This window comes from Pseudomonas sp. NPDC087817 (assembly GCF_044742875.1).
Classification (GTDB): Bacteria; Pseudomonadota; Gammaproteobacteria; order Pseudomonadales; family Pseudomonadaceae; genus Aquipseudomonas.
Map to the genome: position 1 here is coordinate 190,120 of NZ_JBIUVJ010000002.1, position 15,984 is coordinate 206,103.

A 15,984-nucleotide genomic window follows, 5' to 3' on the forward strand; every position below is an offset into this window, starting at 1 on the left:
GGTGGATCAGCCAATACAACTATTGAATGTCCGGCCCTCATCGCGGGCAAGCCCGCTCCCACAATGGATCGCATTTCTCCAGTGAGAACAGCCTGGAATGCAATTCCCTGTGGGAGCGGGCTTGCCCGCGATGGCGGTGGATCAGCCAACAGAAATGTTGAATGTCATGTCCGCGATGGGCGCGACGCGGTATCGGATCAGCCCCCCGGCCTGAGGATCAACACCGCCAGCGGCGGCAGATTCAGTTCCAGCGACAGCGCCTGGCCATGGCTCGGCACTTCCTCGGTAAACGCCCCGCCGCCGTTGCCATAGTTGGAGCCGGCGTAAGTATCGGCGTCGCTGTTGAGCAACTCGCTCCAGCGCCCGGCGAACGGCACGCCAACCCGATATGACTGACGCGGTACCGGCGTAAAGTTGGCCACTACCAGCACCGGTTCGCCGTCCTTGCTCCAGCGCAGCCAGGCATAAACGCTGTTGATCGCATCGTCGCCGATCAGCCACTGAAAGCCTTGCGGTGCATCGTCCTGATCGTGCAGTGCCGGCAGCTCGCGGTACAGCCGGTTAAGGTCGCCCACCAATTTCTGTACGCCTTTGTGCTCGGAGTATTGCAGCAGATACCAGTCGAGTTGCTGATCGTGGTTCCACTCGCGCCACTGGCCAAACTCGCAGCCCATAAACAGCAGTTTCTTGCCCGGATGCGTCCACATGAAACTCAGGTAGGCGCGCAGGTTGGCAAATTTCTGCCAGCGGTCGCCGGGCATCTTGTCGATCAGCGAGTGCTTGCCGTGTACCACTTCGTCGTGGGAGATCGGCAGAATGAAACGTTCGGACCAGGCGTAGACCAGGCCAAAGCTCAACTCGTTGTGATGATGGGCGCGGTACACCGGGTCCTGCTGGATGTAATGCAGCGAATCGTGCATCCAGCCCATGTTCCATTTATAGGCAAAACCGAGGCCGCCCTGCTGCGTACTCTGGCTGACGCCGGGCCACGCGGTGGATTCTTCGGCGATCACCAGCGCCCCCGGTGCTTCCAGTTCAACCACGTCGTTCAAGTGGCGGAGGAAGTCGATGGCCTCCAGGTTTTCCCGACCGCCATGACGGTTCGGTACCCACTCGCCGGCCTTGCGCGAATAGTCGCGATAAAGCATCGAAGCCACCGCATCCACGCGCAGGCCATCGATGTGGAAATGCTTCAACCAGTGCAACGCCGAAGCGAGCATGTAGCCATGCACTTCGGTGCGGCCGAGGTTGTAGATCAGCGTGTCCCAATCCTGGTGAAAGCCTTCCAGCGGATTGCCGTACTCGTACAGCGCGGTGCCGTCGAACTGCGCGAGGCCGTGGGTATCGGTAGGAAAATGCGCCGGCACCCAGTCGAGGATCACGCCGATATCGGCTTTATGGCAGGCGTTGACGAACTCACCAAACTGCTCCGGTGTGCCGTAACGCGCACTCGGGGCGAATTGCGAGAGCAACTGATAGCCCCACGAACCACCGAACGGGTGTTCCATGATCGGCATCAGTTCAATGTGGGTGAAACCCAACTCTTTCACGTACGGAATCAAGCGTTCGGCCAGTTCCGGCCAGGTGTATTGGCGCGCAACCTCACCGAGGTCATCCAGCTCGCACTGCCAGGAGCCGACATGCAACTCGTAGATCGACAGCGGCGCGGAATGCTTCTGGTGTTCGCGGCGAGCGCTCATCCATTCCTGATCCTGCCAGTCGACTCGCAGCGGCGCAGCGACTTTCGACGCAGTGTCCGGCGGCAGACTGGTGGCCAGCGCCATCGGGTCAGCCTTGAGCGGCAGAATGCCGTGGCTGCCGAGGATTTCGTATTTGTACAACTCCCCCGCTTGCAGGCGCGGGATGAACAATTCCCAGACCCCGGACGGATGACGCAGGCGCATCGGATGGCGACGGCCGTCCCAGACGTTGAAATCGCCGACCACGGAAACCCGCCGCGCATTCGGCGCCCACACGGCGAAACGCACGCCATCAACGCCATCGACGGTCATCAGTTGCGCGCCGAGGCAGGCGCTGAGGTCGCGGTGATTACCTTCGGCAAACAGATACAAATCCATTTCACCGAGCAACTGACCGAAGCTGTAGGGATCTTCCGCTTCCTGTTCACCACCGGCCCAACGGGTACGCAGTCGATAAGGCCGCGCCTGATCGAAATGGCCGACAAACAGCCCCGGCGTTTCGCTCGGCTCCAGTGGGCCGCGCTCTTCGCCAGAATCCTTGTCGATCACCACAACGCTCAGCGCACCGGGTAAATAGGCGCGAATAAACTGTCCACCAGCGCCATCGCCGTGCGGACCGAGAATGGAAAACGGATCGTGATGCTCGGCACGTACCAGCGCATCGATGTCTTTCGCCGACGGCAGCAATGCCTCTTTGACCTGACCCTGTTCCTTGTTCGAGAAACTCATGACTACTCTCCACCAAGATCGGAAAAGGGTTTAAGCCCTGTCAATAACCCATACAAACCGTGCAACGGCACGGGCAGCCACGTCGGGCGATTTTCGGCTTCATAGGCCACTTCATAGGCCGCCTTCTCCAGACCGAACAACGCCAGCGCGGCGTCGGCACCCTCAGGATCTTGCCAAGCATGATCAAGACTAGCTGCCGCTCGGCGATATGCCTGAACAAATGCCTCGCGTGCCTCACGCAAATAACGCTCGGCGACGCGATGACGGGCCGCTTCGGACTCCGCACTGTGATCGACGTTGTGCACGTTGATGGTCATCGCCGCCGCGTAATCGAACGAACGCAGCACGCCGCTGACATCTTTGTACGGACTGTGTTTGCCACGACGCTCACTCAATGGCCGCGCCGGTTCGCCCTCGAAGTCGATCAGATAGGCGTCGCCCTTGATCACCAGCACCTGGCCCAAGTGCAAGTCGCCATGCACGCGAATACGCAGACCACCGACGGACTTTTTCGCCAGATCCTGCACATGAGCAAGGATGGTCTTTTTCTCGTCGAGCAGGCGCTTGACCAGTTTCTGATCCGCCGCGTTGAGTTCGCCCTGATGCTGCTTGAGCAGTTTCAACGCATGCTCGACCTGCGCAGCAACGTCCTTGCCGCTGGCCTGTGCATCCTTGGCCGTACTGACTTGCGGCGCGAAATCGGCATTCTCGGTCGGCGCGGCGAGCACTTGGTGCATTTCGCCCAGACGCTGACCGAGCATCGCGGCGAAGTCCTTCAATTCGCCCAAGGCGTTGTAGTGTTGTTCCTGCTCGGACATGGCATCGGCCAGTTCATCGCGCAACGCCCGTTCGAGGTTGTTTTGCGTCCATTCCCAGGCGTCGCCTTGATTGCTCAGATAGCCCTGCGCGATCATCAACAGATTGTCTTCACCCTGCGCGTCGCGGCGAATCACCGAGCCGAGCAGCGGAGAGATATTGGCAAATCCGGCAGCGGTCAGGTAAGCGCTCATCTCCAGTTCCGGGTGTACGCCGGACGCGACTTTACGGATCAGCTTAAGCACCAGGCTGTTGCCGATTACCACCGAACTGTTCGATTGCTCGGCCGACAGATAGCGCACTTCGGATTCGCCACCGAGGTTGAGTTTTTCCAGGTGCGGGGTGGGTGCGAAACGGATTTCGCCATCGCTGGATTCCAGCACGGTGTTGTTCTGCATGCCTTGCAGGACAGCGCGGACAAACGCTTCAAGACTGAAGGCGTCAGTGATCAAACCAACCTGACGCACTCGACGCACACGGGCCAGTGCCAATTGCTGTGGCAGCGCCGGACCGACCTGATCTTCAGAAATGAAGCCGAACGGCAGTTGATAACGGCTGGTCTGGCCGCCGCTGGTGACTTCGATCTCGCTGAGCAGCACCGGGTGTTCGGCATCGCCAAACCGCACACCGTAGGCCAGGTTGACCTTGTCGATAGCTGCATCCTTGCCGGCGAACCAGCGACGGTTCTGCAGCCAGCTCGGCAGAATGCCCTGCTCCAGCGTGGCGCGGGACGGCGCTTCGAGCAGTTCTTCCATGCGCTTTTTCAGCACCAATGTGGTGAAGTCCGGCAGGCTCTGCGCCGGCTCCACGTGCCAGCTCGGCATCTGGTTTTCGGTGGCCAGGGCGAACCAATAGAAGCCGTACGGCGCCAGGGTAAGTAGGAAAGGCAGTTGGCCAATCGGCGGGAACGCATTACCGCCAAGCATCTCCACCGGGACCATGCCGACGTAAGCCGACAGGTCCAGTTCCGCCGCCTGCGCACTGCGCGAGACGTTGGCCACGCAGAGGATGATTTCGTGTTTGCCGTCGGCGTCGGTGAATTCGCGGGTATAGGCCAGAATTCGCCGGTTGCTCGGCGAAAGCATTTTCAACGTGCCACGGCCAAATGCCTTGGATTGCTTGCGCACGGCGAGCATGCGCCGCGTCCAGTTGAGCAGCGAATGCGGATCGCCGGCCTGGGTTTCGACGTTGACCGACAGATAGCCGTATTGCGGATCCATGATCGGCGGCAGCACCAGGCTGGCCGGATCGGCGCGGGAGAAGCCACCGTTGCGGTCAATCGACCATTGCATCGGTGTACGCACGCCGTCACGGTCGCCGAGGTAGATGTTGTCGCCCATGCCGATCTCGTCGCCGTAATACAGCGTCGGCGTGCCCGGCATCGACAGCAACAGGCTGTTGAGCAATTCGACACGGCGGCGATCGCGTTCCATCAACGGCGCCAAGCGGCGTCGGATACCCAGGTTGATCCGCGCCCGACGGTCAGCGGCGTAGTAATTCCACAGATAGTCACGTTCTTTGTCGGTGACCATCTCCAGCGTCAATTCATCATGGTTACGCAGGAAAATCGCCCACTGGCAATTGGCGGGAATTTCCGGCGTCTGGCGCAAAATGTCGGTAATCGGAAAGCGATCTTCCTGGGCCAGCGCCATGTACATGCGCGGCATCAGCGGGAAGTGAAACGCCATGTGGCATTCGTCGCCATTGAGGCCGTGCGCATCGGTGTCGCCGAAATACAGTTGAGTATCTTCCGGCCATTGGTTGGCCTCGGCCAGCAACATGCGATCGGGATAATTGGCGTCGATTTCGGCGCGGATCTGCTTGAGGACGTCGTGGGTTTCCGGGAGGTTTTCGTTGTTGGTGCCGTCTCGTTCGATCAGGTACGGAATCGCGTCGAGACGCAGACCGTCGATGCCCATGTCCAGCCAGTAGCGCATGACCGAGAGCACCGCTTTCATGACTTGCGGGTTGTCGAAGTTCAGGTCGGGCTGGTGCGAATAGAAGCGGTGCCAGAAGTATTGGCCGGCGACCGGGTCCCAGGTCCAGTTGGACTTTTCGGTGTCGAGAAAAATGATCCGCGTGCCGTCGTATTTCTGATCGTCATCCGACCACACGTAAAAATCCCGCGCCGCCGAACCGGGTTTGGCCTTGCGTGCGCGCTGGAACCAGGGGTGTTGGTCGGAGGTGTGGTTGATGACCAGTTCGGTAATCACCCGCAAACCGCGCTTGTGCGCCTCGGCGATAAAGCGCTTGGCGTCGGCCATGGTGCCGTAATCGCTGTGCACGCCACGGTATTCGGCGATGTCGTAACCGTCATCACGGCGTGGCGACGGGTAGAACGGCAACAGCCAGATGGTGTTGACGCCGAGTTCGGCAATGTAATCAAGTTTGGCGATCAGGCCGGGAAAGTCGCCGATCCCGTCGTTGTTGGAGTCGAAAAACGATTTGACGTGAACTTGATAAATCACCGCATCCTTGTACCAGAGCGGGTCTTTGATAAAGGTGGCTGCCTTGGGTTTCTTCGCCATGTGAAACTCCTGAAAAATTCTGAAGATGTCTTAACTGAAGAAATACGGTCCATGTGGGAGCTGGCTTGCCGGCGATAGCGGTGGTTCAGCACCGAAGATGCAAGCTGACAGACCGCAATCGCTGGCAAGCCAGCTCCCACATTCAAATGTCGCGAGCCTTAAGAGGCAGTAATCCGCCAAATGCCGAACGGCTGGTAAGCCGGGTCTAAACGCATGAACTGATACTTGCCATGCCAGTCCCAGCGATGCCCGTTCATCAAATCCTCACCATGGGTCGTCGCATCGTCGGGCAGGCCCATCTCCCACAGTGGCAATTCGAAATTCGCTTCCTGCACGTTATTTGGATCGAGGTTGACGGCCACCAGAATGAAGTTGCTGCCGTCAAAGCTGCGCTTGCCGAAGTACAGAATGTTGTCGTTCCAGGCGTTGTAGATTTTCAGGCCCAGGTGCGTGTGCAGCGCCGGGTTCTGCCGGCGGATGCGGTTGAGCTGGGCAATCTCGGCAATGATGTTGCCCGGCGCATTGAAGTCGCGGACGCGGATCTCGTATTTCTCCGAATCGAGATATTCCTCCTTGCCTGGCACGGGTGCCGCTTCGCACAGTTCGTAGCCCGAATACATGCCCCACAGGCCCGAGCCCATGGTCGCCAGCGCCGCGCGGATGAGAAAACCGGGGCGCCCGGACTCGTGCAGGAACGCCGGGTTGATGTCCGGCGTGTTGACGAAGAAATTCGGCCGGTAGCATTCGCGCCACGGCGACTCATTCAGTTCGGTGAAATAGGTCGCCAGTTCGGCCTTGGTGTTGCGCCAGGTGAAATAGGTGTAGCTCTGGGTGTAACCAACCTTGCCCAGACGCGCCATCATCGCCGGTGTGGTGAATGCCTCGGCGAGGAAGATCACTTCCGGATGCAGCGCCCGCACATCGGCAATCAGCCATTGCCAGAACGGCAGCGGTTTGGTGTGGGGATTGTCGACGCGAAAGATCTTCACGCCCTCCTCGACCCAGCCAACGACGATGTCGCGCAACTCGACCCACAGACTCGGAATCGCGTCCGGCGCATAGAAGTCGACGTTGACGATGTCCTGATATTTCTTCGGCGGGTTTTCCGCGTATTTGATCGTGCCGTCCGGCCGCCAGTTGAACCAGCCCGGATGCTGCTTGAGCCACGGGTGATCCTGGGAACACTGGATGGCGAAATCGAGGGCTATTTCCAGGCCATGCTCAGCCGCAGCGGCCACCAGCCGGCGGAAATCTTCACGGGTGCCAAGTTGCGAATGGATCGCCTCGTGGCCGCCCTCCTCGCTGCCGATCGCATACGGGCTGCCGGGATCGTCCGGGCCGGCGGTCAGGGAATTGTTGCGGCCCTTGCGATGCGCACGACCAATCGGGTGGATCGGCGTGAAGTACAGCACGTCGAAACCCATGTCCTGAATCATCGGCAACCGCGAGTGCACATCATTAAAAGTGCCATGGCGGTTGGGATCATCGGTGATCGAGCGCGGAAACAGCTCATACCAACTGGCGAACTCGGCGAGTTCACGCTCGACGTCCATGGGGAATTCGGCACTGACGCTCAGATAGGCACGGTGATCGGCCTCGGCCATCAGTTGCGCACTGTGCGAGTGCAGAAACAGCGCGACCTGCTCGGTTTCGAGCAGTCCGGACAGTTCGTGGTGCAACGCCGCGAGCTGTTCGCTGAGCTGGCCTTCGCTGCGCTCGGCGGCCTGCTGCACCATCGTCCGGCCTTCTTGCAGCTCAAGCGAAACCGGCACGGCGGCGTTGTGCTTCTTCTCCAGTTCGTACTGGAAACTGGCGAAGTGATCGATCCACGCTTCGATGCAATACAGAAAGCGGCCCTGATGCTCGGGGCGGAACTGGCCTCGCCAGCCGTTGTTGCCCTGATCGGACATGACCTCGCTATGCCAGGCCTCTTCGCCCTCCTCGCGCCAGCGAATGCGCACCGCAAGTTTGTCGTGGCCATCGGCGAACACTTTGCTGGTGACCACCACGTCGCGGCCGGCAATCGACTTCACGGCGAACTGCCCGCCATCGAGGGTCGGCATGGTGTTTTCGATCACGATGCGCGGCAGCAGTAATGCCTGCGACAGCGGCATGTGCGGGTTGTAGCTCAGTTCCGAAGGTCTTTCAGCAGTCATTGAGCATCTCTCCTTAACGCCCCAAGGACGCTCTTGTGCCGGATCAGTGTTCACAACAAGACACCGGCCCCGTCATGAACTCGCTTAGGTTCCGAGCAACCGGCACCGGGAAAAGTTCAGAGCAAATTGCCCGACACGAAAAGCGGATCGAATTCGCCACGAGGTGGTCAATCCACTTAAGCACTTCTCACGCCATGTGCCACACGGAGGTCTACCGATGAACAACCCATTCCCGGCGGAAACGCCCGATCCGAACATCGACAACCCGACTATTCCCGAAACCGAACCGCAACCGGTCCCCGAGCAGGAGCCGCCAGGCACCACGCCACCGCCGAAGGAAGAGCCGCCAACGACCATGCCACCAGTGATCCTCTGAACCGTCAGTGAATTGATTGATCGTGATTGATCGTTCCCACGCTCTGCGTGGGAATGCAGCCCGGGACGCTCCGTGTCCCAAAGCGGACGCGGAGCGTCCATTCAGGCATTCCCACGCAGCGCGTGGGAATGATCAACATCAGTCAGTGGTCATCCGTCTTCTGCTCTTCTTTTTCGAAGAGTTTTACGATGCGCGGCATCACGCTGAAAATCCCCAGCGCCAGCAAGGTACTGAGCAATGCCGTCGCTTCCTTGCCCAACCCGGTCGCGACACCAATTGCCGCGGTCATCCACAACCCGGCAGCCGTGGTCAGGCCCTTGACGTGGCCCTCATCGCCTTCGGGCTTTTTCAGAATGGTCCCGGCGCCGAGGAAACCAATCCCGGCGATCACGCCTTGCAGCACTCGACTCATTGCATCGGACTCGGCGCCTGAGGTTTGCGGCACCAGCACAAACAGCGCCGCGCCGAGCGCCACCAGCATATGTGTACGCACTCCGGCGGCCTTGCCCTTGTGTTCGCGCTCGAACCCGAGAATGCCACCCAGAATGGCTGCCATCAGCAGGCGCACGGTAATGCGCGTCAGTTGCGAAGCATCGCCAACGTCGGCGAACTCCGCTTGCAGGGTTCCCCACACTTCATGCCACCACGCGTTCATCGTGCAGTCCTTGTTATTGGTTCGATAGACGATGGACAACGGCGACCATTAATCGGTTGCGCAGAACGAACGGCAAAGCGTGTGCCCTAACGCTTTAGACATCCCCATAAAAAGGACAGCCACCATGACCCTGCGAGTCGATGAGTCCAATCCCGAGAAAAAAGTCTGTTTTTTCACCGTTGAGAATGGCGAGGAAATTCGTATTTGCGATGAGTTGGAAGTCAAAACCGATAGCGACAAAGCCATGTCGTTTGTGGAAATCGAATCCCGGCGCGTCTACATCACCGAAGCAGAAGCCGATGCTCTGACTGTTGCCGGCGCCAAGGATGGTCGCAAACACCTGAAAGCCGACGAGAGTGATTCGGTGATTTGACTGACCTGGATCAACACCCCGCGCAACCGTCTGGGTCAGGCGTTTGCGCCTTTGCCTGCGGGCTGCTTCAAGTTGTCGCAGGACTAGTGTCGAAGGCCATCTGATCCGCTTTTTATTGAAATAGCTGAGTCTGTTATGCAAACAGATCGGCGCTCATAGTGCATCGGCCTGATGGAGGCTGATGAGCGAACGACCATGAGCGAACAAATCCCCGTCCGAACCGTAGAAGCATCTCCAACTATTAAAAGTGTGCCCGCACGCCCAATGAAGGCGACGGCCAAATCCAGCGACAACCAGATCCACACCCGCAGCTTCACCGGCCTGTTCCGCACCCTGCGCATGAGCGGTGCGGGTTTCCTGTTTGTGCTGTTTTTCGGCACGGTGTGGCTGAACTGGGGCGGTCGTCAGGCTGTGTTGTGGGATTTGTCGGAAAGCAAATTCCACATCTTCGGCGCGACCTTCTGGCCGCAGGATTTCATCCTGCTCTCGGCGCTGCTGATCATTGCCGCGTTCGGCCTGTTCGCCATCACCGTGTTCGCCGGACGCGTCTGGTGTGGCTACACCTGCCCGCAGAGTTCGTGGACGTGGATCTTCATGTGGTGCGAGAAGATCACCGAGGGCGAACGCAACCAGCGGATCAAACTTCAAGCGGCGCCGTGGGGCCTGAACAAACTGGCCCGGCGTGCGGCCAAGCACACGCTGTGGCTGGCAATCAGCGTGATGACCGGTCTGACCTTTGTCGGCTACTTCACGCCGATCCGGCCGCTGGCCGAAGAACTGCTGACCCTGCAAATCGGCGGTGTCAGTCTGTTCTGGGTGTTGTTCTTCACCGGCGCGACTTACATCAACGCCGGTTGGCTGCGCGAAGCGGTGTGCATGCACATGTGCCCGTATGCGCGATTCCAGAGCGTGATGTTCGACAAGGACACCCTGGCGATTTCCTACGACGTGGCCCGTGGCGAAAACCGTGGCCCGCGCAAACGCGATGTGAAACCGGTCGAGGCCGGGCTCGGCGATTGCATCGATTGCCAGTTGTGTGTGCAGGTGTGCCCGACCGGCATCGACATCCGCGATGGCTTGCAGATGGAATGCATCGGTTGCGCGGCGTGCATCGATGCCTGTGATTCGATCATGGACAAAATGAACTACCCACGCGGTTTGATCCGCTACAGTTCCGAGCGCGAATTGCAGGGTGGCAAGACGCATCTGTTGCGGCCACGACTGATCGGTTATGTCGCGGTGCTGCTGGTGATGATCGGCGCACTCGCCCTGGCACTGGTCGAGCGACCAATGGTCTCGCTGGACGTGACCAAGGATCGCGGGCTGTTCCGTGAAAACGGTCAGGGCCAGATCGAAAACATCTACACCCTCAAAGTCATCAACAAGACCCAGCAGCGTCAGGACTACAATCTGAGCCTGGTCGACGGCGACGGCTTCCAGCTGCAAGGCAAGACCGAGCTGAGCCTGGCGCCGGGCGAGATTGTCGATGTGCCGGTGTCGGTGGCGATGACCACGGAACGCCCGAGCAGCAGCTCGCAGACCTTGAGTTTCAAGATCGCCGACAGTGATGAGCCTGAGATTTACAGCGTGGCGAAAAGCAGGTTTGTGGCGCCGATGAATCGCTGAGCCGCTAGAATCCTCCCCCTCACCCCAGCCCTCTCCCGGAGGGAGAGGGGGCCGTTCGAGGTGTCTGGCGCGGTACATAGACCTGACAGACCGAGTCGATTATGGATTCAGCAAAGCAATTTCAGGTCGGTGTGTTTCGCGAGCATCTCCCAATCAGTCCCCTCTCCCTCTGGGAGAGGGTTAGGGTGAGGGGCAGTTCCCTGACACCCCGCACAACCAACAAACACCAAGGGCCCCGATGAAACGCTACGAAAAATTCGCCGACGACATCGCTGAACTGATCCGCTCCGGAGTCCTCGGCCCCGGTCAGCGCGTGCCGTCGGTGCGCTACGCCAGCCAGACCTACGGCGTCAGCCCGTCCACGGTGTTCCAGGCCTATTACCTGCTCGAACGCCGTGGCCTGATCCGCGCCCGGCCGCGCTCCGGTTATTTCGTCAACACCCACGCTCCGAGTCCGTTCTCGGAGCCGGTAATCAGCAGCCACGTCAACGACTCCACCGAAGTCGACGTCAGCGAACTGGTGTTCTCGGTGCTGGAGTCGATCAAGGACCCGAGCACCGTGCCGTTCGGCTCGGCGTTCCCCAGCCCGACGCTGTTTCCGCTGCAACGCCTGTCGCGTTCGCTGGCCAGCGCCGCCAGGGAAATGGACCCGCGCATGGTCGTCACCGACATGTCGCCGGGCAACCCGCAACTGCGTCGACAAATCGCCCTGCGCTACATGGTTGGCGGGCTGATGCTGCCGATGGAAGAACTGCTGATCACCAACGGCGCCCTCGAAGCACTCAACCTGTGCCTGCAAGCCGTCACCGAACCGGGCGATCTGGTGGCCATCGAAGCCCCAGCGTTCTACGCCAGCCTGCAAGTACTGGAGCGCCTCAAGCTCAAAGCCGTGGAAATCCCCGTGCACCCGCGCGACGGCATCGACCTCGGCGTACTCGCGCAGACGCTGGAACGCCACCCGATCAAGGCCTGCTGGTGCATGACCAGTTTCCAGAACCCGATGGGCGCGACCATGCCGGAGGCCAAGAAGCAGGAACTGGTCGAACTGTTGCGCCGCCATCAGGTGCCGTTGATCGAAGACGACGTCTACGCCGAACTCTATTACGGCCAACAGGCCCCGAAACCAGCCAAGGCGTTCGACACCGAAGGACTGGTGATGCATTGCGGCTCGTTCGCCAAGAGCCTGGCCCCCGGCTACCGCATCGGCTGGGTCGCTGCCGGGCGTTACGCGCAGAAGATCGAGCGGTTGAAACTGATGACGTCGTTGTGCGCGTCGATGCCGGCGCAAGCGGCAATTGCCGATTACCTGCAACACGGCGGTTACGATCGGCATCTGCGCAAACTGCGTTATGCGCTGGAAGAGCAGCAAAGCGCGATGCTGGCGGCGATTGCCCGATATTTCCCGGCGCAGACGCGGGTCAGTCAACCGGCAGGCGGCTATTTTCTTTGGCTGGAACTACCGCCACAGATGGATTCGTTGAAGTTGTTTCAGATGGCGCTGGCGCAAGGCATCAGCATCGCGCCGGGGCCGATCTTTTCGCCGACGCAGCGGTTTCGCAATTGCATTCGACTGAACTATGGCAGCCCGTGGACCGAGGATTCGGAGAAAGCCATGGAGACGCTGGGGCGGATTGTGCGGTCGTTCTGACAGGCTGAGGGTGTTTGCACTGGCCCTATCGCTGGCAAGCCAGCTCCCACAGGTTTCAGTGTCGTACACTATATTTGCGACTGGCATCGATTGTTCTGGGAGCAGGCAAGCCAGCTCCCAAAGGTTTCGAAGTCGATCACAAAATTTGTGTTCAATACAAAACACTGTGGGAGCTGGCTTGCCAGCGATGAGGCCCTAACAAGCAATAAAAATCCTGAAGATCAACGCCCACCACCCAGATCAACAAACGTCCCGGTTGCATAAGAAGCCTTGTCCGACAGCAACCAGACAATCGCCTCCGCCACCTCATCCGGCCGCCCGCCCCGGGCCATCGGGATTGCCGATTCCAGCTTGCTGACCCGATCCGGATCACCGCTCAACGCATGGAAATCGGTGTAGATGTAACCCGGGCGCACCGCGTTGACCCGAATCCCCTCGCCCGCCACTTCTTTGGACAGACCGATGGTAAAGGTGTCGAGCGCGCCTTTGGACGCCGCGTAATCGACGTATTCATTGGGTGACCCCAGACGCGCAGCCACTGAAGAGACGTTGACGATACTGCCACCCTGCCCGCCATGCTTGGGCGACATGCGCAGGATCGCGTGCTTGGCACAAAGGATCGGCGCCAGGACATTGGTTTTCATGATTTTCAGGATACGGAATTCGGACATTTCATCGACTCGCGATTTGTGCCCGACAGTGCCGGCGTTGTTCACCAGTGCGGTGACCCGGCCCAGCTCGGTGTCGACCCGATGGAACATCGCGACCACTTCGTCTTCGATGCTGACGTCGGCACGCACCGCGATGGCCTGTGCGCCCAGCGCCCGGACTTGCTCCAGCACACTATGCGCGGCCTGTTCGTCTGACTGGTAATTGATGCAGATCCGATAGCCCTGCTCGGCCGCCAACAACGCCGTCGCGGCGCCAATCCCGCGCCCGCCGCCGGTGATCACAATGACTTTATCCATGCTGGCCTTTCCCCCCCAATGCACACGCAATAGTCGGGGGGAAGAATAACCGCCATTGGCGGGTTTTGCATGAGGTGTGTGCGAAGCGAAACCTGAGCTGAACACTTGTGGTGAGGGGATTTCTCACTCACCACAGAGCTTTCCTCATCAGATATGAATTGTGGCGATCAAGCAGTCGTGTGCTTCTCGCTCCGAGCAATGCCCTGCATGAACTGATCTGCCGGCATCGGATGCCCGAGCAGATAACCCTGCAACGAGTCACAGCCCAATTGCGTAAGAAAATCCTGCTGCGAGCCCGTCTCTACCCCTTCCGCGACAATCCGTAACCCCAACGCCTGGCCCAGCGCGACAATCGCCGAAACAATGGCGGCATCGTCGCTGTCGTGCTCCAGATCGCGGACAAAACCGCGGTCGATCTTCAGCTCATTGGCCGGCAGGCGCTTGAGGTACATCAGGCTCGAATAGCCGGTGCCAAAGTCATCGATGGACAGGTCGACGCCCATGTCCGACAACTCCTGCAACACAGTCATGCTCGCATCGGCGTCGCTCATGGCCGTGGTTTCGGTGATTTCCAGGGTCAGGCTGTTGGCCGGCAAATGGTGCGTCGCCAGCGCCTTGGCAACACTTTGCACCAGCCCGGCATGGCAGAACTGCAAGGCCGAGAGGTTCACCGCGATGCGCCAGTCGGTGTAGCCCAGCACGTACCACTCGCGCATCTGACGGCAGGCTTCATTGAGCACCCATTCGCCGATCGGGATGATCAGGCCGGATTTCTCCGCCAGATCAATGAATTTGTCCGGCATCAACATGCCGTGGCTCGGGTGCTGCCAGCGCAGCAACGCTTCGGCGCCGACCGGATGCCCGTTGGCGGCGTTGAACTTGGGCTGGTAATGCAGGCTGAACTGGCTGTGTTCCAGCGCGGCGCGCAAGTCCTGCAACAATTGCAGTTGTTTGCGCGCGTTGTTGTTCATCGAGGCGTCGAAGAAGCTGTAACCATTCTTGCCGCCACCCTTGGCGTGATACATCGCGGCGTCGGCGTTCATCAACAATTCCTGGGCGGTTTGGCCATTGCCCGGATACAGGGCGATGCCAACGCTGGCGGAGATCTGCAAATCATGTTCAGCCACGCGGAACGACTGGGCGATCAGGCCGACCTGACGCGCGGCCAGCCCCAATGCATCGTTGGGTTCGCTCAGGCGCACCAGCAAAACGAACTCATCACCACCGATTCGCGCCAGCGTGTCCAGGCTGCGCAAGTCTTCGCGCAGACGCACACCGACTTCGCGCAACAGTTGATCGCCCATGTGATGGCCGAAGGCATCGTTGACCGGTTTGAAACCGTCCAGATCGATGAACATCAGCGCAAAGCAACCGCCCTGCTCGTTGACCTTTTTCATCGCCTGATTGATCCGGTCATCCAGCAGCATGCGATTGGGCAGACCGGTCAAGGTGTCGTGCAGCGCCAGTTGCGTCAGTTCGCGATTGGCCACCGTCAGCGAGTGCGCCAGATCGGCCGTGCGCGCTTCGAGGCGTGCGTCGAGAATCGAAGTCAGCAAGGCAATCGACAACACCGCCAACGTGGTGATCAGCACCAGGCTGTCGAGGCCATTGCCCTTCAAACCGTTGAGCGTCGCACCGCAGAAACTGCCGTCGGGAAACTGTGCGGCCGCCATGCCGGTGTAGTGCATGCCGACAATCGCGATGCCCATGATCACAGCAGCACCAGCGCGAATCAGCCGAACATAGGGTGAATGCTGGCGCAGACGAAAAGCGATCCACAACGCGGCGGCGGAAGCGCCGACGGCGATCAGCAATGATGCGCCGAACAGCGTCGGGTCGTAGTCGATCCCGGGGGTCATGCGCATGGCCGCCATGCCGGTGTAATGCATGGCACTGATGCCGGTGCCCATGATCAATGCACCAAACGCCAATTGCAGGACCGGCAGTTTCGGCTGGCTCACCAGCCACAAGGCAAACCCGCAGGACAGCATCGCGATCAGCAGCGACAGTGATGTGAGCGTGACGTCATAACCGAGGCTGATTGGCAGTTTGAAGGCAAGCATGCCGATGAAGTGCATCGACCAGACGCCGACACCCATAGCGAACGCGCCACCGGCCGTCCAGAAATGCACTGCCCGCCCTTTTGCCGTAGCGATGCGCCCGGTGAGGTCGAGCGCGGTGTACGAGGCGAGGATTGCTACGCACAGCGAAATGAAAACCAGCGTGGAGGAATAAGTACCGATGAGCATGCGAATTCTCGTGGCCACCCAACCCCGATAGCGTCCATTCTCGGTCGGGCAAATGCGGCGATTGTACTGATTGCGCAGAAGAACGCACTGACAAAGTGAGCAATTTGCCATCAACCCGATGAAACGCTTGTTCCATTGCCCTAAAAGGCTCTAGCCCGGT

10 protein-coding genes are annotated in these 15,984 nt (G+C 59.8%); 4 read left to right on the top strand and 6 right to left on the bottom strand.

Annotated features, from left to right (window positions below):
* Positions 1-197: 197 nt before the first annotated feature.
* The 3 genes from glgB to ACIONG_RS02870 form a co-directional block, all read right to left on the bottom strand.
* Positions 198-2,429 (bottom strand): 1,4-alpha-glucan branching protein GlgB, encoded by a 2,232-nt coding sequence (gene glgB, locus ACIONG_RS02860; protein WP_103302143.1) that lies wholly within the window; start codon positions 2,427-2,429, stop codon positions 198-200.
* A gap of 2 nt (positions 2,430-2,431) precedes the next feature.
* Positions 2,432-5,773: a maltose alpha-D-glucosyltransferase gene (treS, locus tag ACIONG_RS02865; RefSeq protein WP_401296566.1), complete on the bottom strand. Its 3,342-nt coding sequence runs from the start codon at positions 5,771-5,773 to the stop codon at positions 2,432-2,434.
* A gap of 158 nt (positions 5,774-5,931) precedes the next feature.
* Positions 5,932-7,929: an alpha-1,4-glucan--maltose-1-phosphate maltosyltransferase gene (locus ACIONG_RS02870; RefSeq protein ID WP_401296568.1), complete on the bottom strand. Its 1,998-nt coding sequence runs from the start codon at positions 7,927-7,929 to the stop codon at positions 5,932-5,934.
* 217 nt (positions 7,930-8,146) lie between these two features.
* Between ACIONG_RS02870 and ACIONG_RS02875 the strand changes: the two genes are divergently transcribed.
* Positions 8,147-8,305, top strand: coding sequence for a hypothetical protein (locus ACIONG_RS02875; RefSeq protein WP_212808956.1), 159 nt, complete (start codon positions 8,147-8,149; stop codon positions 8,303-8,305).
* A gap of 142 nt (positions 8,306-8,447) precedes the next feature.
* Here ACIONG_RS02875 and ACIONG_RS02880 read toward each other — a convergent pair whose 3' ends face one another.
* Positions 8,448-8,960: an MgtC/SapB family protein gene (locus tag ACIONG_RS02880; RefSeq protein WP_103302146.1), complete on the bottom strand. Its 513-nt coding sequence runs from the start codon at positions 8,958-8,960 to the stop codon at positions 8,448-8,450.
* A gap of 124 nt (positions 8,961-9,084) precedes the next feature.
* On the opposite strand from ACIONG_RS02880, the gene ACIONG_RS02885 reads away from it, so the two are divergent.
* From ACIONG_RS02885 to mapR, 3 genes are all read left to right on the top strand, one after another.
* Positions 9,085-9,333, top strand: coding sequence for a DUF3203 family protein (locus tag ACIONG_RS02885; RefSeq protein ID WP_401296571.1), 249 nt, complete (start codon positions 9,085-9,087; stop codon positions 9,331-9,333).
* A gap of 195 nt (positions 9,334-9,528) precedes the next feature.
* Positions 9,529-10,959, top strand: a complete 1,431-nt coding sequence (ccoG, locus tag ACIONG_RS02890) for a cytochrome c oxidase accessory protein CcoG (RefSeq protein ID WP_103302148.1) — start codon at positions 9,529-9,531, stop codon at positions 10,957-10,959.
* A gap of 238 nt (positions 10,960-11,197) precedes the next feature.
* Positions 11,198-12,607, top strand: coding sequence for a GntR family transcriptional regulator MpaR (gene mapR, locus ACIONG_RS02895; protein WP_008087199.1), 1,410 nt, complete (start codon positions 11,198-11,200; stop codon positions 12,605-12,607).
* 221 nt (positions 12,608-12,828) lie between these two features.
* Here mapR and ACIONG_RS02900 read toward each other — a convergent pair whose 3' ends face one another.
* Positions 12,829-13,575, bottom strand: a complete 747-nt coding sequence (locus ACIONG_RS02900) for an SDR family oxidoreductase (RefSeq protein WP_103302149.1) — start codon at positions 13,573-13,575, stop codon at positions 12,829-12,831.
* A gap of 167 nt (positions 13,576-13,742) precedes the next feature.
* Entirely contained in the window at positions 13,743-15,824 is a 2,082-nt protein-coding gene (locus tag ACIONG_RS02905) for a putative bifunctional diguanylate cyclase/phosphodiesterase (RefSeq protein WP_401296574.1), read from the bottom strand.
* Positions 15,825-15,984 lie beyond the last annotated feature (160 nt).